The following is a 24957-nucleotide window of genomic DNA, read 5'->3' on the forward strand; positions in this document are numbered from 1 at the left end:
TATATATGATTCTTTTATAGCAATGATTGGGTGTAACTCTCTTCGAAAACAAGAAATTAGAATCGAACAGATTCCTCATTCTTACTTGTAGTATTCGATACTGTACTATTTTTATTTCTATTAAAAATAAAATAAGAAAGTATTATAAGAACAGTAACAAGCATCGTCAAAAGTGCTTGTGAACGTAAAGATTCAATTGCAAGCATCGTAACTAAAACAGCTATAATAGCGGCAATTGTAACATACGTTACATACGGGAAAAACCACATTTTCACTTTCAAATTTTGTTGTTCTACTTTCCCCATTTTTTTACGGATCTTTAAATGCGAAACAGCTATAACGAGATAAACGAGCAACGCAATCCCGCCAGATGCATTCACTAAAAATAAAAAGACTTTATCTGGAGATATGTAACTAAAAACAACTCCAATATAAGCGAAGAACGTTCCGAATAAAACGGCCCGAACTGGAACACCACTACTATTCAATTTCAAAAATGCCTTTGGAGCATCTCCTCTTTCTGCCATTGAAAAAAGCATTCTTGAGTTCGTATATAAACCAGAATTTAAACAAGAAAGTACAGCTGTTAAAACGATAAAATTCATAATTTGTGCTGCCGCTGGTATCCCTATATGTTCCAGTACCGCTACAAACGGACTTTTTAATATGTTCGCTGAATTCCATGGAAGAAGTGTAACAACTACAGCAATCGATCCAATGAAAAATACGAGAATACGCCAAATTACACTATTTGTTGCTGTTTTTACTGCTTTTACAGGTTCAGCAGACTCTCCAGCAGCTACTGCAACAATCTCAGATCCCATAAATGAAAATATAACGACAGTAATTCCAAGTAGCACCGAACTTATACCGTTTGGCATAAATCCTCCTTGTCCTACTAAATTCGAAGTGCCAGGTGCTTCCGTTCCTGGTACAAATCCTAAAATAACAGCTAATCCAAGACAAAGGAACAAAACGATACTTATTACTTTAATAAAAGAAAACCAATATTCAAACTCTCCAAATGATTTCACCGAAAAAACATTCGTCAATGTTAATAAAATCGTTAATATTAGGCTTAATAACCAAAGTGGGATTTCTGGAATCCAGTATTGAATAATACCAGCACCTGCTGTGGCTTCTATCGCAATAACAATTACCCAGAAAAACCAATATAGCCACCCAATTGTATAACCGGCCCATGGACCAATTGCTTCTCTTGCATATGTTGCAAATGACCCACTTGTCGGGTTAATAGCTGCCATTTCCCCAAGCATTCTCATAACGAAAACGACTAGAAGTCCTGCTAATGCATATGAAACGATAGAACCTGGTCCTGCTGAATGCACAACTGCCCCACTTCCAACAAACAAACCAGCTCCTATTACGCCGCCAATTGAGATCATTGTAATGTGGCGTATTTTGAGGTCTTTCTTAAGATTTTTATCCAACTCTTATACATCCCCTTCCAAACGTAATTTTGAAATTTATGTAAGAGTATTATGTGAAAACCTTGCCTACACTTTAAAATATATCAAAATATTCTGAATTTAACAATTGTAATGCAAGCTCCTATAAAAATTATTACATTAGGTTTAATAATTTTCCATATACAATTGTTGAGAAAATTATAGCTACCTTACGAAAGAACGAATTTTCAGATATCATTAAATAAACAAGATTATACATCTAGACAACTTTTTGTATAGGAGTGTTGATATGTTAAACAAGTTCAAATTCATTTGTTGTACGTTAGTCATTTTTTTACTGCTACCACTAGCCCCCTTTCAAGCACAAGCAGCAAACAATTTAGGATCAAAACTACTCGTTGGATACTGGCATAACTTTGATAACGGTACTGGCATTATTAAATTAAGAGACGTTTCACCAAAATGGGATGTAATTAATGTATCTTTCGGGGAAACTGGTGGTGATCGTTCTACTGTTGAATTTTCTCCTGTGTATGGTACAGATGCAGAATTCAAATCAGATATTTCTTATTTAAAGAGTAAAGGAAAAAAAGTAGTTCTTTCAATTGGTGGACAAAATGGAGTCGTTTTACTTCCTGACAATGCCGCTAAGCAACGCTTTATTAATTCCATACAATCTCTTATTGATAAATACGGTTTTGATGGAATAGATATTGACCTTGAATCAGGTATTTACTTAAACGGAAATGACACTAATTTCAAAAACCCAACTACTCCTCAAATCGTAAATCTTATTTCGGCTATTCGAACAATCTCAGATCATTACGGTCCCGACTTTCTATTAAGCATGGCTCCTGAAACAGCTTATGTTCAAGGCGGTTATAGTGCATACGGAAGCATCTGGGGTGCATATTTACCGATTATTTACGGAGTGAAAGACAAACTGACATACATTCACGTTCAACACTACAACGCTGGCAGCGGGGTTGGAATGGACGGTAATAACTACAATCAAGGTACTGCAGACTACGAGGTCGCTATGGCAGATATGCTCTTACATGGTTTTCCTGTAGGTGGTAATGCAAATAACATGTTCCCAGCTCTTCGTTCGGATCAAGTAATGATTGGACTTCCTGCAGCACCAGCGGCCGCTCCAAGTGGTGGGTATATTTCTCCAACTGAAATGAAAAAAGCTTTAGATTATATCATTAAGGGAATTCCTTTCGGAGGAAAGTATAAACTTTCAAATGAGAGTGGCTATCCTGCATTCCGCGGCCTAATGTCTTGGTCTATTAATTGGGATGCAAAAAACAACTTTGAATTCTCTAGTAACTATAGAACATATTTCGATGCGATTCCCTTGCAAAAATAATGAAAACAACAATAGGTTTTATATGACCTATTGTTGTTTTTTATTTACCACCAATTAACATCGCTCGTTCATCAAAATCAAATTGAGAATGATGATGTGGAATTGAATACATTAGTTACTATTTTGCTTCAATACAAATACTGAAAGTTCAGGTACACTCCAAAATCTAACAGGCATTCGGGTTGTCCCAATACCACGATTTACATATAAATATAACGGCTTACTCTTCCTTTCTACTTCATACATACCTTCAACATGACTCTCAGCTAGTTTTGTCGTAATGAATGGACCGATAAAAGGAATTTGAACTTGTCCTCCGTGACTATGGCCTGACATTTGAAAATCAACTGGGTAACGTGTTACTTTGTTTACAACATCCGGCTCATGTACTAATAACATATTGAAATCTTGTTGCCTTACATGTTTTAAAGTTGAGTCTATTTGCGGCTTACCTAATAAAAAATCATCCAAACCTGATATTGTAATATATTTACCGTTTTCCGCTTTAATTTTCTGCACTTCATTGACTAACACAGCGAAACCAGCTTCCTCCATATATTTTTTATAAAATAAACTACCTCCGCCGCCCCTATCATGATTCCCAAACACTGCATATTTCCCTAAGGGTGCATGTATTTGCTGTAATATGCCTTTTGCTTCTTCTTTTTCGGCTTGATACGATCCAAATTTATCTATTAAATCCCCTGTAAAAACTACTACATCCGGACGTAACGCATTCATCTTCTCCACCAATTTTTCTAGTTGTTTCAGTGTGAATTCTGGTCCTAAATGTACATCTGAGAACTGCAATATTTTTTTATTATGAAACTCTTTAGGAATTGTAGAAGATTCTATTTCATTCCACGTAACTGTTACTAGTTTTCGTTCTATTTCTGTCGCATAGAAATACAAACTTATAGAAATCATTACTACACTTACAAAACTGATTATAGATACCTTGACGATTGATTTTTTTTGTTCTTCTTTTACGTGATACGTATTCATGTTCTCACCTCTAGAAGTACTTTAAAACCTTATTGTTACATGAATGTGACAACACGAACAATGTTAGTTATATTTAATTCCAGCCCTGCTCACTTTGACAAATTTATACAGAAGTCATAACATATTTTTATAATACATAGATTCTTAAAAATGTTCCATTTATTCTTTTATCATTTTATTAAGGAGAGATTATTCATGTCTGTATTTACACCAGAAGAAATTACGGAACTTGCTGCTAATTCCGGAAGAAAAAAAGCTCATTTATCATTACTCCCTATGTTAATTCTTGGTTTTTTTGGCGGTGCTTTCATAGCATTAGGGTATTTACTCGATATTCATGTTATTGGAACAATGCCAAAGGCTTGGGGATCATTTACTAGTTTTCTAGGTGCTGCTGTATTCCCTATCGGTCTTATTCTCGTTATTCTTGCAGGCGGTGAACTAGTAACTGGTAACATGATGACAGTTTCCATGGCCTGGCTTCAAAAGAAAATTACTTTATTTTATTTCATACGAAATTTAATTATTGTTACATTGAGCAATTTCATAGGTGCTGTATTCGTTGCTTATTTTTTCGGTCATATCGTCGGATTAACAGAGGGAGCTTTTTTAGCAAAAACAGTTTCTATTGCGCAAGCTAAACTACAAGATACACCACTACAAGCCTTCATTTCTGCAATCGGATGTAATTGGCTCGTTTGTTTAGCTGTTTGGCTTAGTATGGGAAGTAAAGAATTTATCGGAAAGATTATCGGCATTTGGTTCCCAGTTATGACTTTTGTTGCAATTGGATTTCAACACGTTGTAGCCAATATGTTTGTCATCCCAGCTATAATTTTTGCAGGTCATTTAACTTGGTTTGAATATTTTCCAAACTTCATTTTTGTTTTCTTCGGAAACTTAGTAGGAGGTATGTTATTTGTAGCGTTACCTTATTTCATATCTTATAATAAGAAACTACCTTCTACTAAAGAACAAACGGAATTAAAGAATAAATCTGTATCCGCTTAAATGGAACGACTATACAGCAATCCTGAAAAATATTACAAATTCCATTTTTTTTATGAATATATGTGCGTACACTTGTTCTCGAATGTTTTATACGTTATAATAACAACTTAAATAGCATTATTTACATATGAGGTGAAAAACATGAACAAAACAGAATTAATCAAAAACGTAGCACAAAATGCTGAGATTTCTCAAAAAGAAGCTACTGTAGTTGTACAAACTGTAGTAGAATCAATCACTAACACTTTAGCTGCTGGTGAAAAAGTACAACTTATCGGATTCGGTACATTCGAAGTTCGCGAAAGAGCTGCTCGTACAGGCCGTAACCCACAAACTGGTGAAGAAATGCAAATCGCAGCTTCTAAAGTACCTGCTTTCAAAGCTGGTAAAGAACTAAAAGAAGCTGTAAAATAATGAAAAATAGCCTTCTCGTTTACGAGAGGGCTATTTTTTTCATTACATAATTAATAAAAATCTGACCATTATGCTGTTTCTTTTGTTCCTTTATGCAAATAAAGCCTTTACTTTCAAAAAAAGGTTTTGCTGTAATACTCGCTTCTGTATATATCTCCCTATGCCCCAAGTTCACTGCTTCTTGTTCTAACTTTTGTAGTATGTATGAAGCTATCCTTTTCCCTTGATAATCTTTATGCGTGAATAGACGATCTACGTAATGCTCATCATTATAATCCCCAAATCCGACTATCACACCGTTATGCTCCGCTACATAACTAATATTCTTTTCTAAAGACTTTAACCAGCTTTCCCTATCTAGTTGATCTGGTGCCCATGCCTGTAGCTGTAACACGTTATAATCTTTTGCATTAATTGTATGAACTGTTTCATAGAACAACTGTAATACTTGACCTAAATCATCTTTATGGAAGGCCCTAATGATTGTATCTTTTAACATATTTGAATCTCCTTACTACACTATCATTTAACTTTTCTACCATTTATGATTCAATATTTTTGCTTTATTATATCTTTTTTCTTTCTATATAAACAAAAAACAATACTTGTTTCAAAGTATTGTTTTTTGTTTAAAAGCATATGCAATTACTCTATAGATTTAAAGTTTTATTATTTTAACTTCACTCTTTGCAATCGTAATGCATTTAATACGACCGATACAGAACTAAATGCCATCGCTGCTCCTGCAACCCAAGGCGCTAAGAAACCAAGCGCTGCAATCGGGATTCCTAAGCCATTATAAGCTAGTGCCCAGAATAAATTTTGCTTAATATTTCTTATCGTCATCTTACTCATAAAGATTGCATCAGCAATACTATTTAAATCGCCACGAATTAACGTAATATCTGCCGCTTCCATCGCTACATCCGTTCCTGTTCCAATTGCCATACCGATATCCGCCGTAGCAAGTGCTGGAGCATCATTTATTCCATCTCCAACCATTGCTACTTTCTTACCTTGCGCTTGAAGTTTTTTCACTTCTTCTGCTTTTCCTTCTGGTAATACTTCTGCAATTACGTGTTCAATACCAACTTGCCCCGCAATCGCCTGAGCAGTTTGCGTATTATCTCCTGTAATCATAACAACGTCTAGACCCATTTTCTTAAGCCTTGTAATAGCTGCTTTTGAAGTATCTTTTACAGTATCTGCAACAGCTACTATACCAGCATATTCTTTATTAATTGCAATAAGCATTGCTGTTTTACCTTCTCGTTCTAACTCTTCCATCGATTTAGAAACTTCTTCAATATCAATATTGAATTTCTTCATTAATCGGCGTGTACCAATTAATAATTGTTTCCCTTCTACGACTGATTCAATACCGAATCCAGGAATCGCTTCAAACGTTTCTGAACTTGGAATATCAATTTTCTTTTCTTTAATTCCTTCTACAATCGCTTCTGCAAGTGGGTGTTCAGAATTTTTTTCTGCCGCACCTACTAAACGTAATATTTCTTCTTCATTGAATCCATCTGCGACAATTACATCCGTTAACACTGGCTTTCCATTTGTCACAGTACCTGTTTTATCTAGAATAACTGTATCCAATCGATGCGTTGCTTCTAAATGCTCTCCGCCTTTAAATAAAATACCATACTCAGCTGATCTTCCTGATCCAGCCATAATAGATGTAGGTGTCGCAAGACCTAATGCACATGGACAAGCGATAACAAGTACTGCTATCATTTTCTCAAGTGCTCCGCCAAAATCACCTGGTGTAACAAATATCATCCACACTGCAAATGTAATAATAGCAATCACAACTACAACCGGTACGAAAATACCTGAAATTTGATCTGCTACCCTTTGAATAGGAGCTTTTGAACCTTGAGCCTCTTCTACTACTTTAATAATTTGAGCTAATGCAGTATCTCTTCCTACCTTAGTTGCTTTCACTTTTAAAAATCCATTTTTATTCATTGTAGAACCGATTACTACATCCCCAATTGTTTTATCAACTGGAATACTTTCACCTGTTAACATCGATTCATCTATTGCTGACTTTCCTTCTACAATCTCACCATCTACCGGAATTTTTTCACCAGGCTTTACATAAACGATATCACCAGCTACTACTTCTTCGATTAAAATTTTCATTTCTGTTCCATCTCGCACAACTGTAGCTGTCTTTGCTTGTAAACCCATCAACTTTTTAATTGCTTCTGATGAACGTCCCTTTGCTTTTGCTTCAAATAATTTTCCTAAAATAATTAGTGTAATAAGTACCGCACTCGTTTCAAAATATAAGTCTGTCATATGTTCCGAAGAACCGATAGATTGAATACTTAAATATACACTATAGAAATAGGCGGCCGACGTTCCAAGTGCCACAAGAACATCCATGTTAGCACTTTTATTACGTAACGCTTTATAAGCCCCAACATAAAACTGTCCACCAATGATAAATTGAACTGGCGTTGCAAGAGCTAGTTGCACCCAAGGGTTCATAAGCATATCAGGTAAATAAATAAACGATGTAAATGAGAAGTGACTTACCATTGCCCACAGTAACGGGAATGATAAAATAAACGAAATAATAAACTTCTTCTTTTGTCGCTCAATTTCTTGTAAGCGATGATCAGTTGATCCATCTTGCTCATCTGATTTCACTTCCAATTTATATCCTAATTTCGTAATTGCACTCTTCATTTCATTTACATTAATTTCATCAGGATTAAAATCTACTGTAGCCGATTCCAAAGCGAAATTTACTGTCGCCTCGTTCACACCTTCTAACTTATTTAAACGCTTTTCTACTCTATTGGCACATGCTGCGCATGTCATTCCTGAAACAGTAAATTCAGCTTTATCACTTACAATTCCATATCCTAATGATTCAACTTTTTCTTTAAACTGTTGCGGATTTGTTTTTTGGGGATCATACATTATTTTAGTTTTTTCAAGTGCAAAATTTACATTTGCATCATGAACACCTTCTACTTTTTTTAGACCTTTTTCAATTCTATTTGCACATGCTGCACATGTCATTCCTGATATTTGAAGATTGGCCTCTTTTTGTTCATTCATGTCTCTCACCTCTATATACCCTTATGAGGTATAATTATTAGCAAAATAAATCGTACTTCCTATAAAGTACGATTTATTTCCATATCTAAAAATAATTATTGAACATCGTATCCTTGATCTTCAATTACAGCAACGATATCTTTTAATGTTACAACTGACGAGTCGATAGTAACTTCAACAGTTCCTTCTGCTAATTGAACTTTCACTTGTTCAACACCGTTTAGCTCTTTCACACTGCTTTCGATAGCATTTACACAATGTCCACAAGACATACCTTCAACTTGTAATGTTAACTGTTCCATTTAAAATCCTCCTCTTGTTTATTCATTGTTTGTTAATCACAGTTACATCTTACCATACCCCCCTAAGGTAATCAATGGTTTTTATCATGATTTTTCAATTATTTTCTAAAAGTTTATTTTACACACACTTTTTCACACCAATACAAGGATAAACAAAAAACAAGCTAGTTACACACTAGCTTGTTTTTACGCTTTTGAAAAACGTTCAAATACTGTCATTAATTCTTCGATTGCTTCGTCACCATTACCATTTTTAATTGCACCTGAAACACAATGACTCGTATGGTTTTTTAATACACCCATTCCTACTTTTTTCATCGCTGCATTAATCGCTGAAATTTGCACTAAAATATCCACGCAATACCGATCATTTTCAATCATATTTTGAATACCCCGAACTTGCCCTTCAATTCTCTTCAATCTATTTATAATTTGCTCTTTTTCTTTTTCTGATCTATGTGTTACTGCTTCATGCTCTTTATGCCCCATATTATCACCTTCTTAAAGTTTCTCTTCATCCAATAAAACAATTACTTTTACGAGTATACCAATTATAGCATTAAATATCTATGCATGATACCCCATATGAGTATATTTCCACTTTATGATTATTCTTAACACATTGTTAGCTTCTCAGTCTTAATTTTCATTATACCCTTTCCTTTTTTCAAAAAACAATAATAAGCGAGGGTTGTCCATCCCCGCTTATTATTCATTCCCAAATATAAAAGCCTCAATCTTCACACATGTAAATTGAGACTTTTTCTTCCTATATATAATTATTGCTGATCACATACTTTTGTATCATTCACTACTGAAGTTCCTTCAACGGTTACCGTATGAAAACAGTCATTTACACGAACTGTCACAACATTATCTTGCCGATCAATGATATGATATTCATTAAAATTTTTATTTAGAGCACTGCGAATTTGTTCTCCTTCATAAATTGGGATACCATGCGATAAAACCCAAATAAGTCCAGCGATAGCGAGAATAGTTTTCATACGATCTACCTCCTTGAGAATATAGTGAACTTTTCATCCGTGCTTTTTCAGCTCTACGAATCATAATTGGAATGAACCAAGCCTTTTCGGAAATAAGTTCATTTCGTCTATTTTATGTTTATGCTAATTGTGAACGAATTGTGACAACTTTTTGTCTCTTTAGACGAAAAATTGAAACAAAACTTTCAAAAAGGACAATTCTACTTACGCAAACAAAAGGCTATGGAGAATTTCCCCATAGCCTTTTGCTTACATTTAATTAGACGATCATTTCATTATGTTTAATAGTAAGTGTTTCAATTTGAATGGTAGCATGTTCAATATGAAACTCTTGTTTTAACATATCAATAATATTTTGAAGTACTTCTTGATCATCCTGTTTTTTATCAATCATTACATGGACGCTTAATGCGTCTAATCCAGATGTAATTGTCCAAATATGAAGATCATGTAAATCACGTACACCTTCTACTCCTTTAATCGCTTGCTTCACTTTCTCTAGTTCAATTGCAACGGGTGTACCCTCCATAAGTATATGAATGGAATGTTTTGTTACTCCCCACGCGCTCTTTAAAATTAATAAAGCAACAACTACTGAAATAATTGGATCTGCTATATACCATGAGAATAACGACATAAGTACCCCAGCTACTAATGCTCCCACTGACCCTAAAGCATCTCCAAGAACATGTAAATACGCGCTACGTAAATTTACATTATTTTTCACATCACCTTGTCTCATCAGTGCCCATGCACTAATTAAATTTGCTAGTAAACCAATTGATGCGATTAACATCATTGGACCACTTGAAACAGTTGGTGGTTCAAAAAACCGACCAATTGCTTCCCATACGATAAGCCCTGCTACAACAAATAACGTAATTCCATTAATTAATGCCGCCAAAATCTCAAAACGATAATATCCATACGTTTTTTTAGAAGTAACCGTTCTAGCTGCTAATCCAATAGCAATTAAACTTAATAATAATGAACTTGTATCGCTTAACATATGTCCTGAATCAGATAATAAAGCCAAACTATTTGTAACTAGTCCCCCGAAAAATTCAAGGAACATGATAGTTGCTGTAATCACTAAGGCTGTAATTAATCCTTTTCTGTTACCTTTCCTACTTTCCTCAAAATGATGATGGCCATGGGAATGCCCGTGAGCATGCCCATGATGTTGGTGACCGTGATGATGTCCCATATAAATGCCTCCTTTTAATTTTGTTTGTCTTTCATAATTCCACTATTAAATTTTTATTTTATTTACAAATGGCTCTTTTCTTATTTGAATCGAACTTGTTGGACAGCCGTCACTTGCCGCCAACATTGCTTGCAAGAAAGTTTTTGGAATACCCATTATTCCTTGGTTATTATCTAATACACCAAATGATTTTCCTCTTCCGTCTACCTGATATATATCAGGTGCTATAGAAATACATAGTCCACATGCCTCACAATTCTTTTTATTTACAACCGTATAATATAACACTATAAATCACCTCCGATATAAATATACAATACATAGGTAGGGTATATTTATACCAAACTTCCTTCTAAAGTTTCTATTTCTCTAGTTAAATAATAATAGCATATCGGTTTTAAATCGCTATCTAATTCATAAACCAATGGTGTTCCTGTTGGAATGTTCACATTTTCTATATCTTTATCTGAAATTTGATCTAAATGTTTTACTAAAGCACGTATTGTATTGCCGTGTGCTGCTATAATTACTTGTTTACCAGCTTTTACGTTAGGAGCTATCTCTTCATTCCAATAGGAAACAACTCGTTTTTCTGTATCTTCTAGATCTTCTGTAAGAGGAAACTCATAATCTTTTACATCTCTATATTTCGGATGTGCTGCTTCATATCTTTCGTCATCTTTTGTAAGTGCTGGTGGGCGTACATTTGTTGAACGTCTCCATAATGTTACTAGTTCATCGCCATATTTTCTCGCTGTTTCTTCCTTATTTAATCCTTGAAGCGCACCGTAATGTCGCTCATTTAATTTCCATGTTTTATGAACAGGTATCCACATCAAATCCATTTCTTCGAGAGTAATCCATAAAGTACGCATCGCTCTTCTCAAAACAGATGTATATGCGATATCAAACGAGAAACCATTAGCTTTCAGCATTATTCCAGCTTCTCTTGCTTCTTTCATACCTTTCATTGATAAATCAACATCTGTCCAACCTGTAAACCGATTTTCAACATTCCATTCACTTTGTCCATGTCTTATTAATACAAGTTTAACCATACTTATTATCTCCTCTCCTTTGAAAGTTGCATTTTCATAAAGAAGTATCTTTATGAAAATGCATTGTTACATATTTAGTTCTTTTTTGTTTATTTCACTACTATGACTAAACGCTAATTCAATTAATCCATTTACGTGAGAGTCATCTAATGAATAAAAAACAAGTTTCCCCTCTTTACGCTTTTTCGCCAATCCTATCGTTTGTAATAGTCTTAAGTGATGTGAAGCTGTTGCAATACTACTATGAATAATACTTGCGACATCACGTACGCAAAGTTCCTTTTCTGTATACAACGCATAAGCAATTTTTAAACGTGTTTCATCTGCAAGTGCCTTAAACATCTTCGCTACACTACTTATATTCTCTTTCTCTAGCATATCACTTGCATGTTTTACTTTTTGCTCATCATGATAACAAAGTTCACAATACTCTTCACTCATATGTAACACCTCTTATTCAAATATATATTTGATTATGTATGTAGTATACCTTATAAACGAGAAACATTCAAATGTTCATTTGAATGTTTCTCGTTTATATTAAATTACTCGCTTTCTCACTAGCTTTTTAATTGATGGATACGTTGCTTTTAAACAATAATGAAAAAAAAGGTAAGCAATCGCTCACCTTTTCCCTCTTCTATATGTGACTAACAAACCTCAATCCTTTACTTAAAGAAGTCGGTACAACAGATGCATGGTTCTCCCCTTCCGCCTCATAAAACGTAAATCGAAACTGATCGTGTTTTACTTTGAAAAGGCGCTCTGATAATTCGTTTGCCCCTACAACCATATGCTCTCGTTCAAGTGAACCAACTGTAAGAAATACTCCTGTTTTAACCTTTGCCTTGTTTAATTCATTTATCAGATTCCCTTCTTTTTCAAGCACAGATTGGTTATTCCACCAAATAGATGGACTACTAATAAAATAATTTTGAAAGGCATTTATGTTTGTAAATAATATATGTAAAGCAAATAGTCCACCTAAAGAATGCCCAAATAGTGTTTGCTTTCCTTTATCAATTTCAAAATTCTTTTCAATTTGCGGCTTTAATTCTTCTTCAATAAAAGTAAAGAAATGATGTGCTCCTCCTGTTTTAGGCCAAGGTTTACCATCTGGTTTTAAAGCCGCATCTTTTGAAATTACGCTAGGCGTAAAATCATAACATCTTTCTTCACCTGAAAATGCCCCTTCGATTGGATAACCAATACCTACTATAATGGCTGGTGAAACACCTGTTTTTTCCGCTCTAACTGATTGTATTTTAACCGCTTCATGGAATGTTTGAAAAAAGGCATTACCATCTAATACGTAAATGACAGGATATCCTGAATCCAGTGCTGGTTGCCTCGGCTTTGAAATATGAATTTGATATTCCTTACCATCTAATTTTGAATACATGTTCCACTGTTCAGTATTAGATGTTACAATCTGCTGTTTTTCAATCGTAGTGTTCATCTTATATCCCCCCTTCTTAACTCGTTACATATATTTCTACTTTTTCTTCTTGAAATACAACGCTATCATAACCGAAGCAAACAGGAGACCCATTATACGGATCAATCATGACACGTGCATCAATATGAAATACTTCTTTTAACACTTCATTTGTAATGATTTCTTCTGGGCTACCAGTTGTAACGATTTCTCCTTCCTTCATTGCAATAATTTCATCTGAAAACCTTGCTGCATGGTTAATATCATGTAATACCATAACGACCGTACAATTATGGTCTTTATTTAATTTCTCCACAATTTGTAATACATCTAATTGATGAGACATATCAAGATATGTAGTTGGCTCATCTAATAACAACACTTCTGTCTCTTGTGCCAAAGCCATCGCTAGCCATACCTTTTGTCGTTGACCACCTGATAGATTTGCAATTTGTCTCGTTCGAAATGCAGAAGTTTTCGTTATATCTAATGCCCAGTCAATCATCTCTTTATCTTTTGAAGTTAACTTATTTACATTATTTCGATGTGGATAACGTCCATAAGAAATTAATTCTTCTACCTTAAGCTCTCCTGGTGCAATTGGAGTTTGCGGAAGTAGAGCTAACTGCTTCGCAATTTCTTTCGTTGGAATTGTATGTAAATCCTGTCCTTGCAAATATACTTTACCACTCTTTTGCTTTAAAATTCTTCCCATCGTTTTTAACAGTGTCGATTTACCGCACCCGTTTGGTCCTATAATTGTCGTTACTTTTCCTTCTTGTATTTCCACATTTAAATCGCGAAACACTGTAAGCTTTTCATAACTTGTTTCTAAATTTTTCGCACTTAAAATACTCACTTTTATTCCTCCTCTTACGCTTTCGCCTTATAAAGTAAATATAAGAAATAAGGTACACCGACAATAGAAATAACGATTCCAACTGGTAACTCTACAGGTGTGAAAACTGTTTTTGCGATAAAGTCTGAAGCAATTACAAGAAACATTCCAATTACTCCGCACGTAGGAATGATATGCTTATGCTGAATACCGACAAGTCTTTTCGCTATATGCGGTGCCATTAATCCGATGAAACCAATACTTCCTGAAACTGCAACACATGCGCTTACAAGTCCGATACTACTTAGTAGTAAAATTGATTTCTCTCTTTCTACTGAAACACCTAAACTTGTAATACTCGTTTCTTCCAATTGAAATAAATCTAATAAATAAGCTTTCTTTTGTATAAGTGGAATCAGTATGATAAGCCACGGTAACATTGCAATAATATACTTCCAGTTTGCACTATATATACTGCCTGACACCCAAACTGCAGCCATCTCGAAATCGGTTGACTTCATTTTGAGTGATAAATACATAGAAAAGGCTCCAAATCCTGATCCAATCGCAATCCCTGTTAATAAAAGACGCTGCGAATCTAACTTACCATTTTTCCAAGAAAACAGATAAATGATGATAGCTGCACCTAATCCGCCTACTAAACCAAACATTGGCATCATCATAATAGAAACCCAGTCTGTGCTTTTTAATTGCCCTTGGAAGAAAAACATAAAAATGACGATTGCTGTTCCTGCTCCTGCATTAACTCCTAAAATACCTGGGTCTGCCAATCCATTTCTCGTAATTCCTTGAATAACAGCACCTGCAACACCGAGACCTACCCCTACTAATCCCGCAATTATGATGCGCGGGAGACGAAACTCAAAAATAACTAAATCATGGTCTGGTACTGGATCTATTCTAAGGAGTGTTTTACATACATCTGTAATCGTAATATCAAACGTACCATTCGTTAAACTAATATAAATAGCACATAGTATTAAAAATATACTAATCCCCATCGTCATTCCAAAACGTTGACTTGAACTTTTAAGCATGTCTCTCTCCTCCTCTTGTACGGATTAAATAAAGGAAGAAAGGAATTCCAATTAAGGAGGTAACGACTCCAATCGGTGTTTCAAATGGATAGTTTACAAACCTACTTAAAATATCACATAACGCTAGAAAAACGCCGCCAATAACGCCTGCGCATGGCAAAATCCACTTATAATCTACCCCAATTATAAAGCGAGTAATGTGCGGAATAATTAAACCTACAAAACCAACTTTCCCCACTAAAGCAACTGCCGTTCCTGTTAAAAAGATAACTGATAAAATAGCCATCGCTTTAACTAGTTTTGTACGCTGCCCTAGGTTAATAGAAACTTCTTCTCCTAAAGAAAGAATCGTAATAGATTTTGATATTAACAGCGCTAAAACTATTCCAATTATCCCAAACGGTATCGTAATTTTAATGATATTAGGGTCTACTTGGTCTAATTTTGCATTAAACCAAAAACTAACATTTTGAGAAATTTGGAAGTATGAAGCCATTGCAGCAGACACACTGCTTAAAAATGTTCCAATAACTGTCCCAATAATCGCTAACCGAACTGGCGATAAACCATTTTGAAGGAGCGAACCAAAACCAAATACGATACCGGCTCCTAATGCAGAACCAATCATTGAACATACAACCATACCAATCGATGACATTCCCGGAAGAAAAATCATACAAAGTGTAATAACAAAAGCTGCCCCATCCGTCACACCCATAATAGAAGGGGATGCAAGATAGTTTCTTGTCATCCCCTGCATAAGTGCTCCTGATATGGCTAGAAATGCTCCAACTAAAAGAGCTGCAACTACCCTTGGTAAACGTGAAGTAATAATAATATTATGATTTACATCACTTGAATCAAAATGAAATAACGCGTTCCACACCGTTTCAGCATCAATACTTTTCGCCCCATACAAAATAGAAAGTATAACTGTAAATAAGATGAGTATGGGTGCTATACATAATATAGTTACTGGTACTGCATTTGTTTTCTGCATATCATTCAACGCACCTTACTTATTGTATTATTTAGATAAATTTTTCACTGCTTCTTTTAAGAACGCTGTTTTACTCCAAGCAGTACCACCTTGTGCCATTGGATCAACAACGTTTACAAATACTTTCTTTTCTTTCGCAGCATTCATACTTTGCCAAATTGGATTATTTTCAATTTCTTCTAGCACTTTCGGGTTTTTATTTTCAGTTGTTTCATATTGTAAGAAAATATAATCTGGGTTTAGTTCAGCAAGTTTTTCAAATGAAATTTTCTCTTGTGCTTTTACAGTTTTCAATTGTTCTGGAACAGTTAATCCAAGATCTTTATAAATTACAGGGTTGAAGTATACTCCTTCTGGGTATAGGAATAATTCGTTTGCTCTTAGTCTAATTACAAGGACTTTTTTGTCTTTTAACTTATCTCCTAGTTTTGCTTTTGCTTTTTCAGCGTCCGCATTGTAATCTTTAATAATTTTTTCAGCTTTATCTTTTTTACCAGTTAATTCTCCCATTAACTTTAAGTTATCCTCCCAATTTGTTGAAACATGTGATACCGGGAATGTAGGAGCTACTTTCGTAAACTTTTCAGCTGTTTCTGCTGGGAATTTCGTACTAGATGTAATAACGTCTGGTTTTAATTGAAGTAATGTTTCGAAATTTGGTTGCATTTTCTCACCAACAGATTTCGCACCTTCTAAATCTTTCTCCAGATACTTTGGTAATTTACCACCAACCGTAATCGCACCAACTGGTTTAATTCCAAGTACTGCTGCATCTTCCATTGACTCTAAACTAGCTGTTGCAATTTTATCTACTTTTGCTGGCACTGTATATTCTTTACCTAAATATGTAATTTTTCGTTTTTCGTCTTTTTTCGTCTCACTAGCCTTTGTCTGTTGAGTTTTTTCTCCTGAAGTTTTATCCGCACTATTACATGCTGCTAGTCCTACACTTAAAACTGTTACCATACCTAATGTAAATAACTTCTTATTCATCTTTAAATATCTCCTCTCGAATTTCCAAACTATATTCTCAATAAAATTTAACTATATGAAACTTGTCCTACATATATATTTTATTAGATTAATAATTCTATCCAGAACTCATTCTCGTTCACTTCCCCTAAGCTATAATTCTTTTATACCTCACCCATTGATAATCTTTTTCATTGATAATGATTATCGTTACTAATTATATATTTAATATGCAATTATTTCAAGAAAGATTTGAAAAATTTTAACAAACTGAATTAAAAAAGAAGTATCCGCCTCATGTTAGGTAGATACTTCTTTTTTTAGAAATTTATATGTAATTCAACTGGGCAATGGTCTGACCCCATTACTTCACTATTAATTTTCGCCGCTGTTATTTGGTCTTTCATTCTCTCGGAAACAACAAAATAATCTAAACGCCATCCAATATTTTCACCTTTGTAATCTTGCTCTTACATTTATGAATACATACATACACACTTTATTCAGGTTATACTAATTTCAGAGGTGATGTTCTTTGCACAATGAAGGAGTTACGTTAACAAATGAGCATTGGCAAGCAATTATTCATAATGATTCTTCCTATGATAGCAAATTCTTTTATGCCGTGAAATCAACCGGGGTTTTTTGCCGACCGTCATGCAAATCAAGAATACCGAATAAAAACAATGTACGAATTTTTCATCATGCAGAGCAAGCATTAAGTGAAAACTTTCGCCCGTGCAAACGTTGTAAACCAAATGGGCTCACTTTACCTAATGAAGAGTGGGTAGAACAAATTAAAGAGTATATCGAAAAACACTTTGATGAATTATTAACTCTAGACATACTTGCGGAAATGTGCCATGGTAGCCCCTTTCATTTACAACGCACTTTCAAAAAAATGACAGGAATAAGTCCGATAGAATATATACAGCAGTTCAGAATTGTTAAAGCAGCAGAACACCTTTTACACACAAATCAACCCATTAAAGAAATTAGTACTGCCGTCGGGATAGAAAACCCAGAATATTTCGCAACTTTATTTAAAAAGAAAACTGGATTTACCCCTACTGAATATCGAAAAAAGAATGAAATGAAAGAGGGATACAATAATGAATTCTTACAAAAATAATTATATATATTGGACGCTACTGACACATGCAAATTGGAAGTTTCATATTGCTGCAACTGAAACTGGACTATGTTTCATTGGATCACAAAACGAAACCTTTGAAGAAGTAAATATATGGGCTAGAAAAAAACTGCCTCAACATATATTGATCCATAGTCCAGATTACTTACAAGTATATACAAAAGAAATGATCGAGTATTTAGAAAACAAGAGAGAAACCTTTACATCCCCTATCGCTGCTTACGGAACTGCATTTCAATTATCTGTTTGGAGTACGGTACGTGAAATTCCTTATGGAAAAACATATTCTTATACAGAAATTGCAGATAAAATTCAAAAACCTACAGCGGTACGTGCCGTTGCGTCTGCTATTGCTGCCAACCCAATTCTCATTATGATTCCTTGCCACCGTGTTATTGGAAAGAATGGTAAACTAACTGGTTTTAGAGGGGGATTAGAAATGAAGAAAGAATTGCTTGCATTAGAAAAATTACAGGTGGAATTCATATGACAGCCGAATATAGTAACGCATTAACTTTAACAGTTCCAACAGAATTTAGTTTTCAAGAAAATTTACGCTATCTATCCCGTTCTAACAATGAATGTATGTTCCACATTGAAGATAACAAAATTTATAAAGTTATCCCTGTTCACGATGTAAATCCTTTAGTTGAAATTAGTATGAATGCGGATGATACTATTCAAATACGTTTTTTAGGAGAAGCCTATATCTCTGCAAAACCGATACGCGATGCTGTAGCTAACTATGTAACTGAATGGTTTGATTTAACTACTGATTTAGCTCCCTTTTATACATTAGCTAAACATGATGTACTCCTTCAAAGACCAATTGAACAATATTATGGCCTTCGTACTTTAGGTATTCCAGACTTATTTGAGGCACTTTCCTGGGGAATTATCGGGCAGCAAATTAACCTCACTTATGCTTATACACTAAAAAGAAGATTAGTCGAGACATTTGGAAGTTATGTAGAATGGAACGATAGAAAGCATTGGATATTCCCATCACATGAAACAATTGCCAATTTACACGTAGAGGATCTCAAAAATTTAAAAATGACGACTAGAAAATGTGAATATTTAATCGGTATTGCAAAGCTTATTACAGAAGGAAAACTATCAAAAGAATCTTTACTACAAACACAAGATGTAAAGATTGCTGAAAAACAATTAACTGCTATACATGGTATAGGTCCGTGGACTGCTCACTATGTTTTAATGCGCTGTTTACGATTCCCTTCCGCTTTTCCAATTGACGATGTTGGTTTGCACAATGCAATTAAATATATAACAGGTTCTGAAAGTAAACCGACTAAACAGGAAATAAAAGATTTTGCGGCAAATTGGATCAACTGGGAGTCTTACGCAACTTTTTATCTGTGGCGAGTATTATACTAAAAAACCAAGTAGCGTTTTTGCACTACTTGGTTCTTTTTTAAGCTTGTTCTTCAAATCGTCTTGCAATTTCTATAATAACTTGAACCGCTTTTTCCATAACATCTACCGAAACATACTCAAATTTACCGTGATAGTTTTCACCACCTGTGAAAATGTTTGGGGTTGGTAATCCCATATACGATAATTGTGATCCATCTGTTCCACCGCGAATCGGATGAATATTTGGTTCGATATTTAAACTTTTCATTGCCTCATATGCAATATCAACAATTTCTCTCACTGGTTCAATCTTTTCAAGCATGTTATAGTATTGATCATTCATTTCTAAAACGACTGCATCTCGTCCATACTTCTCTTGCATTTGCTTCACAATATTTTCAACGTTATGTTTACGCGCTTCAAAATTTTCACGATCAAAATCTCGAATAATATAATACGCTTTACTTTGCTCAACATCACCATTTAAAGAAAGTAAATGATAGAATCCTTCATACCCCTCTGTATATTCTGGTGCCTCTTCTACTGGTAAATAGCTATTAAACTCCATAGCAAGTTTAGTTGCGTTACGCATTTTATTTTTCGCTGTTCCAGGATGTGTATTCGTTCCGTTAAACGTTAACTTAGCACCTGCAGCATTAAAGCTTTCATACTCTAAACCACCTAATGGACCTCCATCCATCGTATAAGCAAATGAAGCGCCAAACGCTTCTACATCAAAATGCGCTGGGCCGCGGCCAATTTCTTCATCCGGCGTAAACGCAACTCTAATTTTCCCATGTTTAATTTGCGGATTATGTATTAAATAATTCATTGCAACCATAATTTCTGTAAGACCAGCTTTATCATCTGCTCCTAACAGTGTTGTACCGTCCGTTGTAATAATCGTATGTCCTTTATAAGACGGTAATTCTGGGAACTGTTCTGGCGTTAATACAACATTAAGCTCTTCATTTAATGTAATTGCGTTCCCGTCAAAGTTTTCATGAATTTGTGGTTTTACATTTTTTCCAGTAAAGTCTGTTGCTGTATCTAAATGTGCTAAAAAGCCGATTACAGGAACATCCTTATCCGTATTAGCCGGAAGTGTTGCCATTACATATCCGTTATCGTCCATCGTTACTTCTGTTAACCCAATTTCTTTTAACTCTTCAACTAATAACTTACCAAACTCAATTTGTCCTGGTGTTGTTGGCACTGTATGACTGTCTTCATTTGATTGCGTATCAATCTTTACATATCTCGTAAATCTTTCAATAAGTTCTTGTTTCAAATTCATTCACTCCCTTTTATACTTCTTTCTCTATTATAATCCTTGAGACGAAATATTTTAACTTTTTTGACTGTGAATACATATATTTCATTTGTATTTTAGCTATTTTAAATACCGGCTGAAAAGTCGTAAAATTTGCACATTAAAACCCTTACATGTAATATACATAATTATACAATATGGGAGGTTTTAAAAATGAGGCTAACTCTCTTTCGCTATTTTCTTTTTTTCTTAGGGTTAATCTTCTTTGGGCTTGGAAATGCTCTTGCAGTCAAAGTAAAATTTCTCGGTTTACATCCTTGGGAAGTTTTAAATATGGCTCTCTACCAAAGGTTTGGATGGACGATTGGTACGTGGAGTGTCATATGTGGGTTATGTCTCGTTCTCATTTCTTTACTAGTAGATCGAAAATATATAAATGTGGGAACATTTTTAAATGCACTACTTATCGGTCCCATTATGGACTTTTTCTTACAATCAAATATTCTTCCAAACGCTAGTGATTATTTATGGATAAACTTACTCATTTTATTTTCTGGTATTGCCATTACAGGTATCGGTGGAGGTATGTATGTTGCGGCTGGAATTGGTGCTGGACCTCGTGATGGATTCATGCTTACTATTTCCGACAAAACAGGTCTATCTATTAGCCGTGCTCGAATCATTGTAGAATGCATTGTACTAGTTATTGGATTTATGCTAGGGGGTCCTGTTTTTATCGTAACTTTTCTGTATACCTTTATTCAAAGTCCAATCTTTCAGCAATCATTTAAGGTATTTCAAACACTTTTACATACTCTACATAACAAAAAGAAAATTAGTGAACATGTTTAAAGTACAATTTAATACAAATAAATTCACCCTATTTACGATTCTCACCGCAAATAGGGTGTTTCTTTTTTATTCCATAATTTAAGAAGATATACTAACCATTCACAATAAAAGTATATACATCGTTATAAATACAACCATTTACCCTAATAACGTACTTCCCGGGTTTACTAAAACGAATTGTGTATTTATTTAGCTGAATTGCTTCTTTATCTCCAGAAAGAATATCAATGCTTCTGCCACTTAATACATATAATTCATTTAGATTCATCGATACATCAATTGCATTGAAATTCTCCTCTTTCACTTGCTGTGATTCCGCAGCGCTTATACTTGGTTCTAAAAACAGTAGTCCACTTAATCCAATCGTCCCCGCTAAAGCAACTCCCGCAAACTTTTTAATTTGTTTCATTACAATGACCTCCTTATAGATTTTGCGTAAAGGTGATGTCCTCCCTTACACCACAAAGCCTATATGTAATGAAATAAAAAGTAAACGAGGACAGTAAGACAAACTTCTACATCTTTTTCTCCTATTGAATATAAATCCAACGTTTGGAGTTTTGTCACATTTAAAATTGTTTGCTTAAACCAACTTTTAATTATATTATTCAGAAACTGAATAATTACTTATTGATTTAACATTCTAAAAATAGTTGATAAAAATGCTTTCTATTGAAATAAAAAAGATTTTGCTATAAAAGTAACTTTTACAACAAAATCCATACAACCAACTTTATTCCGCTTTCCATAATCTCTCTACATTCATTAATTGTTCTTCATTAAATTCCATCTTATATATATCTGGTTTTGACGTATTCATTAAAAATTCAAAATCATATTGTTCATCAAAATAGTTCATCATTAATGTCATGACAAGCCCATGTGTACCAATTACAATTTTTTGTCCTTGAAAATCCATTAAGATTTCTCTTAATACTTTCACTACTCTTCTCTGGCAATCCGTATATGACTCTCCTTCCGTTGGTGCAAAATCCGGATTAGAGAACATCTTCTTTACAAGTGGATACACTTCTTTATCTGATATAACCTGATCCTCACTTAAAAACATACACTCTTTGAGATTTTCATATATTAATACTTCTTTTTCATAGAAATTGGCTGCTTTTTCTATCGTTAACACAGCCCTTTTATACGGACTTGAAATAAAAGTATCAATTGCCTCTGCTTTTAATATGTCCGTTACTCTATGAGCGTCTAAACTTCCCTTTTCAGTTAATCCACGTGTTCTTTCACTCCCTTCTAATTTTGGTGATTCACCATGCCTAACCATATAAATATATGTATTCATACTTCCTCCTTAAAAATATTCATTCGTTTTTTATAAACTTTGCTGATTTGTTCGTCTAATCCATTCTCCTACTAAACTCTCAAATAATTCAGGCTGTTCAATTTGCAAATTATGCCCTGCCATATCTAACACCGCTAATGTCGCTCTTGGGTAATCATCAATAATTTCTATAATATCTTGATAACCTACCGATATATCTTGTCTTCCGGCTAATAAAAGAACTGGTTTCTCATATTTCTTACGGTGAAAATCCATAGTAAGAGAGTAATTCTTTTGCAACCTTTCAATAAATTCATAATTAGCAATATCTAGTCCTGGCTTAATTTCCTCTTGAAATCGCTTATATGTATATTCATTTGCTACTACTGCTAACTCGCTAAATTCTTCTCTTTCGGTAGAAGTTAACGTATTTAAAAACTCCTTATCTTGTACAATTATCTGTTTATCCGGTAAACATCTTTCTTTTTGCATCGCAACAACCACAGGACATATTAATAATAGTCCATTGACTCTCTCAAACATTTTTGAAAGTATCCCTCTAGCTAAATATCCACCGAAAGACTCTCCTACTAGTAAAAAATCTTTCTTTGGAATGATTTCTTCAATAAACATAGTTAACACTTCTAATATATGATCTGAACTATTTATCCAATCTGGAGCGTTCGACTTTCCCATTCCAGGTAAATCAATATATATTCGCTTATAACCTTCATATTTTTGAAATACTGATTCCATACATTTCATCATTAACCTATGATCGGGCGCACAGCCATGTATGATAATGACTGGTTTTCCTTCTCCAACGATTTCATAGTATATTTCTGCATCTTTAATTCGAAATAACATAAAAAGTCCTCCCTATTTATACATTCCTTTTGAATAGAAACACTAGCAAACTTATAAGAATACATGTTCTCAATGTACATCCCTCTTTAATTAATTGTCAAATATGAATTTTCAGTTTACAAAAACCAAAAAGCTTCCTCCTATTCTTATTACATAGAAGGAAGCTAATTTAATTTTACCCTATCATAATTTGAAACCTTGTTCTTCTATTTTCATCAACACAATTCTCCAACCATCTGGGTCCTCAATCGTTATCCCCTTATCTTTCCAATATGGATTTTCTGGTTCCACTTCATCGTATCCCAATGTATGCAGCCTTTTACTCACCTTCTTCATTTCACTATCTTCACTCATATAAAATACAAGTAAATTATCTTTTGTCGGAGCTGGACAAGGACTCCCATCAATATGTCTTGTAAATTCTAAATGATACTCTTCATCTGGGAGCCCAAACATGACCCCATCATAACCTTCATGATCGTAAAATTCACCTATACGTTTTAAGCCTAATCCTTTTTCATAGAATGCTATAACCTCTTCAAACTTATTCGTCGGACGTGCAATTCGAAACTTCACCAAATTTTTCATGATTTTCCTCCCATACTAAAAATTTCAAAAATGTGTTACGTATTATTGTACATACGTAACACATTTTTGAAATCACTCATTAGTATAAGAATAAATACATACAAAGGTCTTACTTAAAATAACCTCTATCAGTCAAAAATTAAAATTCAAAAAAGCCTTTATCATTTTATATGCAATTTTGCATCTCTACTTTCAAATCACTAAAAAACCTTTACAATTCAAAAGATGACTAAATATACAATTTCTATTTAAAATCTTTATACAGTATATACTATCAAATGCAATATTTTTCATTTTTTAGAGCAATTACACTTTTCAAAACTTCCTTATAAACATGATTTTTATAAGGAAATCTGATAC

Annotated in this window: 28 protein-coding genes and 1 pseudogene; 7 read left to right on the forward strand and 22 right to left on the reverse strand. The window is 34.2% G+C overall.

Features of this window, described 5'->3' with window-relative positions:
• Window positions 1-56: 56 nt before the first annotated feature.
• Complete coding sequence (gabP, locus tag ACTFR9_RS10660) at window positions 57-1451, reverse strand: GABA permease (RefSeq protein WP_000360127.1); 1395 nt, start codon at window positions 1449-1451, stop codon at window positions 57-59.
• A 268-nt stretch (window positions 1452-1719) separates the two neighbouring features.
• Between gabP and ACTFR9_RS10665 the strand changes: the two genes are divergently transcribed.
• Window positions 1720-2802, forward strand: a complete 1083-nt coding sequence (locus tag ACTFR9_RS10665; RefSeq protein ID WP_000932461.1) for a chitinase — start codon at window positions 1720-1722, stop codon at window positions 2800-2802.
• A 111-nt stretch (window positions 2803-2913) separates the two neighbouring features.
• Here ACTFR9_RS10665 and ACTFR9_RS10670 read toward each other — a convergent pair whose 3' ends face one another.
• Complete coding sequence (locus ACTFR9_RS10670) at window positions 2914-3807, reverse strand: metallophosphoesterase (protein ID WP_229136204.1); 894 nt, start codon at window positions 3805-3807, stop codon at window positions 2914-2916.
• 195 nt (window positions 3808-4002) lie between these two features.
• On the opposite strand from ACTFR9_RS10670, the gene ACTFR9_RS10675 reads away from it, so the two are divergent.
• Both ACTFR9_RS10675 and ACTFR9_RS10680 read left to right on the forward strand, forming a co-directional pair.
• Complete coding sequence (locus ACTFR9_RS10675; RefSeq protein ID WP_048557668.1) at window positions 4003-4818, forward strand: formate/nitrite transporter family protein; 816 nt, start codon at window positions 4003-4005, stop codon at window positions 4816-4818.
• Window positions 4819-4959: 141 nt separating this feature from the next.
• Window positions 4960-5232: an HU family DNA-binding protein gene (locus ACTFR9_RS10680; protein WP_001043904.1), complete on the forward strand. Its 273-nt coding sequence runs from the start codon at window positions 4960-4962 to the stop codon at window positions 5230-5232.
• A gap of 19 nt (window positions 5233-5251) precedes the next feature.
• On the opposite strand, the gene ACTFR9_RS10685 is transcribed toward ACTFR9_RS10680, so the two are convergent.
• The 15 genes and pseudogenes from ACTFR9_RS10685 to ACTFR9_RS10755 form a co-directional block, all read right to left on the reverse strand.
• Complete coding sequence (locus tag ACTFR9_RS10685; protein WP_048557667.1) at window positions 5252-5731, reverse strand: GNAT family N-acetyltransferase; 480 nt, start codon at window positions 5729-5731, stop codon at window positions 5252-5254.
• Window positions 5732-5901: 170 nt separating this feature from the next.
• Window positions 5902-8319, reverse strand: coding sequence for a heavy metal translocating P-type ATPase (locus tag ACTFR9_RS10690; RefSeq protein WP_001005294.1), 2418 nt, complete (start codon window positions 8317-8319; stop codon window positions 5902-5904).
• A 95-nt stretch (window positions 8320-8414) separates the two neighbouring features.
• The gene (gene copZ / locus ACTFR9_RS10695) at window positions 8415-8621 is read right to left on the reverse strand and encodes a copper chaperone CopZ (protein WP_000436976.1); all 207 of its coding nucleotides are present in this window, start codon (window positions 8619-8621) and stop codon (window positions 8415-8417) included.
• 186 nt (window positions 8622-8807) lie between these two features.
• Window positions 8808-9110, reverse strand: coding sequence for a metal-sensing transcriptional repressor (locus tag ACTFR9_RS10700; RefSeq protein WP_000509877.1), 303 nt, complete (start codon window positions 9108-9110; stop codon window positions 8808-8810).
• A gap of 290 nt (window positions 9111-9400) precedes the next feature.
• A complete protein-coding gene (locus tag ACTFR9_RS10705) occupies window positions 9401-9628 on the reverse strand; it encodes a hypothetical protein (RefSeq protein WP_000849103.1) in 228 nt (75 codons plus the stop codon).
• A gap of 259 nt (window positions 9629-9887) precedes the next feature.
• A complete protein-coding gene (locus ACTFR9_RS10710; protein ID WP_000509822.1) occupies window positions 9888-10835 on the reverse strand; it encodes a cation diffusion facilitator family transporter in 948 nt (315 codons plus the stop codon).
• Window positions 10836-10880: 45 nt separating this feature from the next.
• Window positions 10881-11123, reverse strand: coding sequence for a ferredoxin (locus ACTFR9_RS10715; protein ID WP_000967685.1), 243 nt, complete (start codon window positions 11121-11123; stop codon window positions 10881-10883).
• Between the two features lie 47 nt (window positions 11124-11170).
• A complete protein-coding gene (gene gpmA, locus ACTFR9_RS10720) occupies window positions 11171-11893 on the reverse strand; it encodes a 2,3-diphosphoglycerate-dependent phosphoglycerate mutase (protein ID WP_103141503.1) in 723 nt (240 codons plus the stop codon).
• Window positions 11894-11959: 66 nt separating this feature from the next.
• Window positions 11960-12334 (reverse strand): ArsR/SmtB family transcription factor, encoded by a 375-nt coding sequence (locus ACTFR9_RS10725; RefSeq protein WP_061131629.1) that lies wholly within the window; start codon window positions 12332-12334, stop codon window positions 11960-11962.
• 199 nt (window positions 12335-12533) lie between these two features.
• On the reverse strand, window positions 12534-13352 hold the full coding sequence (locus ACTFR9_RS10730; RefSeq protein WP_001098336.1) for an alpha/beta hydrolase: 819 nt from the start codon (window positions 13350-13352) through the stop codon (window positions 12534-12536).
• A gap of 16 nt (window positions 13353-13368) precedes the next feature.
• The gene (locus tag ACTFR9_RS10735; protein ID WP_000025757.1) at window positions 13369-14190 is read right to left on the reverse strand and encodes an ABC transporter ATP-binding protein; all 822 of its coding nucleotides are present in this window, start codon (window positions 14188-14190) and stop codon (window positions 13369-13371) included.
• Window positions 14191-14204: 14 nt separating this feature from the next.
• Window positions 14205-15227, reverse strand: a complete 1023-nt coding sequence (locus ACTFR9_RS10740; protein ID WP_000920465.1) for a FecCD family ABC transporter permease — start codon at window positions 15225-15227, stop codon at window positions 14205-14207.
• Window positions 15220-16227, reverse strand: coding sequence for a FecCD family ABC transporter permease (locus ACTFR9_RS10745; protein WP_001173060.1), 1008 nt, complete (start codon window positions 16225-16227; stop codon window positions 15220-15222). Before ACTFR9_RS10745 ends, ACTFR9_RS10740 begins: the two co-directional genes overlap by 8 nt.
• 27 nt (window positions 16228-16254) lie before the next feature.
• Complete coding sequence (locus ACTFR9_RS10750) at window positions 16255-17220, reverse strand: iron-hydroxamate ABC transporter substrate-binding protein (protein WP_046198530.1); 966 nt, start codon at window positions 17218-17220, stop codon at window positions 16255-16257.
• A gap of 299 nt (window positions 17221-17519) precedes the next feature.
• Window positions 17520-17657: pseudogene (locus ACTFR9_RS10755) on the reverse strand (exodeoxyribonuclease III); the annotation flags it as partial.
• 77 nt (window positions 17658-17734) lie between these two features.
• Between ACTFR9_RS10755 and adaA the strand changes: the two are divergent.
• From adaA to alkA, 3 genes are read left to right on the forward strand one after another with little or no spacing between them, the layout of a single operon-like run.
• The gene (adaA, locus tag ACTFR9_RS10760; RefSeq protein ID WP_000551319.1) at window positions 17735-18331 is read left to right on the forward strand and encodes a bifunctional transcriptional activator/DNA repair enzyme AdaA; all 597 of its coding nucleotides are present in this window, start codon (window positions 17735-17737) and stop codon (window positions 18329-18331) included.
• On the forward strand, window positions 18312-18842 hold the full coding sequence (locus ACTFR9_RS10765) for a methylated-DNA--[protein]-cysteine S-methyltransferase (protein ID WP_001089829.1): 531 nt from the start codon (window positions 18312-18314) through the stop codon (window positions 18840-18842). Before adaA ends, ACTFR9_RS10765 begins: the two co-directional genes overlap by 20 nt.
• Window positions 18839-19750 (forward strand): DNA-3-methyladenine glycosidase II, encoded by a 912-nt coding sequence (alkA, locus tag ACTFR9_RS10770; RefSeq protein ID WP_000123535.1) that lies wholly within the window; start codon window positions 18839-18841, stop codon window positions 19748-19750. The genes ACTFR9_RS10765 and alkA overlap by 4 nt, the downstream gene beginning before the upstream one ends.
• Window positions 19751-19787: 37 nt before the next feature.
• On the opposite strand, the gene pepT is transcribed toward alkA, so the two are convergent.
• Window positions 19788-21020, reverse strand: a complete 1233-nt coding sequence (gene pepT, locus ACTFR9_RS10775) for a peptidase T (protein ID WP_000806991.1) — start codon at window positions 21018-21020, stop codon at window positions 19788-19790.
• A gap of 195 nt (window positions 21021-21215) precedes the next feature.
• On the opposite strand from pepT, the gene ACTFR9_RS10780 reads away from it, so the two are divergent.
• Window positions 21216-21854: a YczE/YyaS/YitT family protein gene (locus tag ACTFR9_RS10780; RefSeq protein WP_001241263.1), complete on the forward strand. Its 639-nt coding sequence runs from the start codon at window positions 21216-21218 to the stop codon at window positions 21852-21854.
• Window positions 21855-21945: 91 nt separating this feature from the next.
• On the opposite strand, the gene ACTFR9_RS10785 is transcribed toward ACTFR9_RS10780, so the two are convergent.
• From ACTFR9_RS10785 to ACTFR9_RS10800, 4 genes are all read right to left on the reverse strand, one after another.
• On the reverse strand, window positions 21946-22263 hold the full coding sequence (locus ACTFR9_RS10785) for a hypothetical protein (RefSeq protein WP_000809488.1): 318 nt from the start codon (window positions 22261-22263) through the stop codon (window positions 21946-21948).
• 324 nt (window positions 22264-22587) lie between these two features.
• Window positions 22588-23163 (reverse strand): histidine phosphatase family protein, encoded by a 576-nt coding sequence (locus ACTFR9_RS10790; RefSeq protein ID WP_076855443.1) that lies wholly within the window; start codon window positions 23161-23163, stop codon window positions 22588-22590.
• Between the two features lie 30 nt (window positions 23164-23193).
• Window positions 23194-24009: an alpha/beta fold hydrolase gene (locus ACTFR9_RS10795; protein ID WP_076855444.1), complete on the reverse strand. Its 816-nt coding sequence runs from the start codon at window positions 24007-24009 to the stop codon at window positions 23194-23196.
• Window positions 24010-24192: 183 nt separating this feature from the next.
• Window positions 24193-24597 (reverse strand): VOC family protein, encoded by a 405-nt coding sequence (locus ACTFR9_RS10800; protein WP_000794012.1) that lies wholly within the window; start codon window positions 24595-24597, stop codon window positions 24193-24195.
• Between the last annotated feature and the right edge of the window lie 360 nt (window positions 24598-24957).

The organism is Bacillus cereus group sp. MYBK222-1 (genome assembly GCF_051916425.1).
Lineage (GTDB): Bacteria > Bacillota > Bacilli > Bacillales > Bacillaceae_G > Bacillus_A > Bacillus_A paranthracis.

What these genes read in the sequence shown, in the direction of transcription:
- ACTFR9_RS10800 (WP_000794012.1), bottom strand. Translation starts at nt 24,597, where the DNA reads ATGAAAAATTTGGTGAAGTTTCGAATTGCACGTCCGACGAATAAGTTT.
- ACTFR9_RS10795 (WP_076855444.1), bottom strand. Translation starts at nt 24,009, where the DNA reads ATGTTATTTCGAATTAAAGATGCAGAAATATACTATGAAATCGTTGGA.
- ACTFR9_RS10780 (WP_001241263.1), top strand. Translation starts at nt 21,216, where the DNA reads ATGAGGCTAACTCTCTTTCGCTATTTTCTTTTTTTCTTAGGGTTAATC.
- ACTFR9_RS10680 (WP_001043904.1), top strand. Translation starts at nt 4,960, where the DNA reads ATGAACAAAACAGAATTAATCAAAAACGTAGCACAAAATGCTGAGATT.
- alkA (WP_000123535.1), top strand. Translation starts at nt 18,839, where the DNA reads ATGACAGCCGAATATAGTAACGCATTAACTTTAACAGTTCCAACAGAA.
- ACTFR9_RS10765 (WP_001089829.1), top strand. Translation starts at nt 18,312, where the DNA reads ATGAATTCTTACAAAAATAATTATATATATTGGACGCTACTGACACAT.
- ACTFR9_RS10785 (WP_000809488.1), bottom strand. Translation starts at nt 22,263, where the DNA reads ATGAAACAAATTAAAAAGTTTGCGGGAGTTGCTTTAGCGGGGACGATT.
- ACTFR9_RS10685 (WP_048557667.1), bottom strand. Translation starts at nt 5,731, where the DNA reads ATGTTAAAAGATACAATCATTAGGGCCTTCCATAAAGATGATTTAGGT.
- ACTFR9_RS10745 (WP_001173060.1), bottom strand. Translation starts at nt 16,227, where the DNA reads ATGCAGAAAACAAATGCAGTACCAGTAACTATATTATGTATAGCACCC.
- ACTFR9_RS10790 (WP_076855443.1), bottom strand. Translation starts at nt 23,163, where the DNA reads ATGAATACATATATTTATATGGTTAGGCATGGTGAATCACCAAAATTA.
- ACTFR9_RS10690 (WP_001005294.1), bottom strand. Translation starts at nt 8,319, where the DNA reads ATGAATGAACAAAAAGAGGCCAATCTTCAAATATCAGGAATGACATGT.
- ACTFR9_RS10705 (WP_000849103.1), bottom strand. Translation starts at nt 9,628, where the DNA reads ATGAAAACTATTCTCGCTATCGCTGGACTTATTTGGGTTTTATCGCAT.
- gpmA (WP_103141503.1), bottom strand. Translation starts at nt 11,893, where the DNA reads ATGGTTAAACTTGTATTAATAAGACATGGACAAAGTGAATGGAATGTT.
- ACTFR9_RS10700 (WP_000509877.1), bottom strand. Translation starts at nt 9,110, where the DNA reads ATGGGGCATAAAGAGCATGAAGCAGTAACACATAGATCAGAAAAAGAA.
- ACTFR9_RS10740 (WP_000920465.1), bottom strand. Translation starts at nt 15,227, where the DNA reads ATGCTTAAAAGTTCAAGTCAACGTTTTGGAATGACGATGGGGATTAGT.
- ACTFR9_RS10710 (WP_000509822.1), bottom strand. Translation starts at nt 10,835, where the DNA reads ATGGGACATCATCACGGTCACCAACATCATGGGCATGCTCACGGGCAT.
- ACTFR9_RS10665 (WP_000932461.1), top strand. Translation starts at nt 1,720, where the DNA reads ATGTTAAACAAGTTCAAATTCATTTGTTGTACGTTAGTCATTTTTTTA.
- ACTFR9_RS10675 (WP_048557668.1), top strand. Translation starts at nt 4,003, where the DNA reads ATGTCTGTATTTACACCAGAAGAAATTACGGAACTTGCTGCTAATTCC.
- ACTFR9_RS10730 (WP_001098336.1), bottom strand. Translation starts at nt 13,352, where the DNA reads ATGAACACTACGATTGAAAAACAGCAGATTGTAACATCTAATACTGAA.
- ACTFR9_RS10750 (WP_046198530.1), bottom strand. Translation starts at nt 17,220, where the DNA reads ATGAATAAGAAGTTATTTACATTAGGTATGGTAACAGTTTTAAGTGTA.
- ACTFR9_RS10725 (WP_061131629.1), bottom strand. Translation starts at nt 12,334, where the DNA reads ATGAGTGAAGAGTATTGTGAACTTTGTTATCATGATGAGCAAAAAGTA.
- copZ (WP_000436976.1), bottom strand. Translation starts at nt 8,621, where the DNA reads ATGGAACAGTTAACATTACAAGTTGAAGGTATGTCTTGTGGACATTGT.
- ACTFR9_RS10670 (WP_229136204.1), bottom strand. Translation starts at nt 3,807, where the DNA reads ATGAATACGTATCACGTAAAAGAAGAACAAAAAAAATCAATCGTCAAG.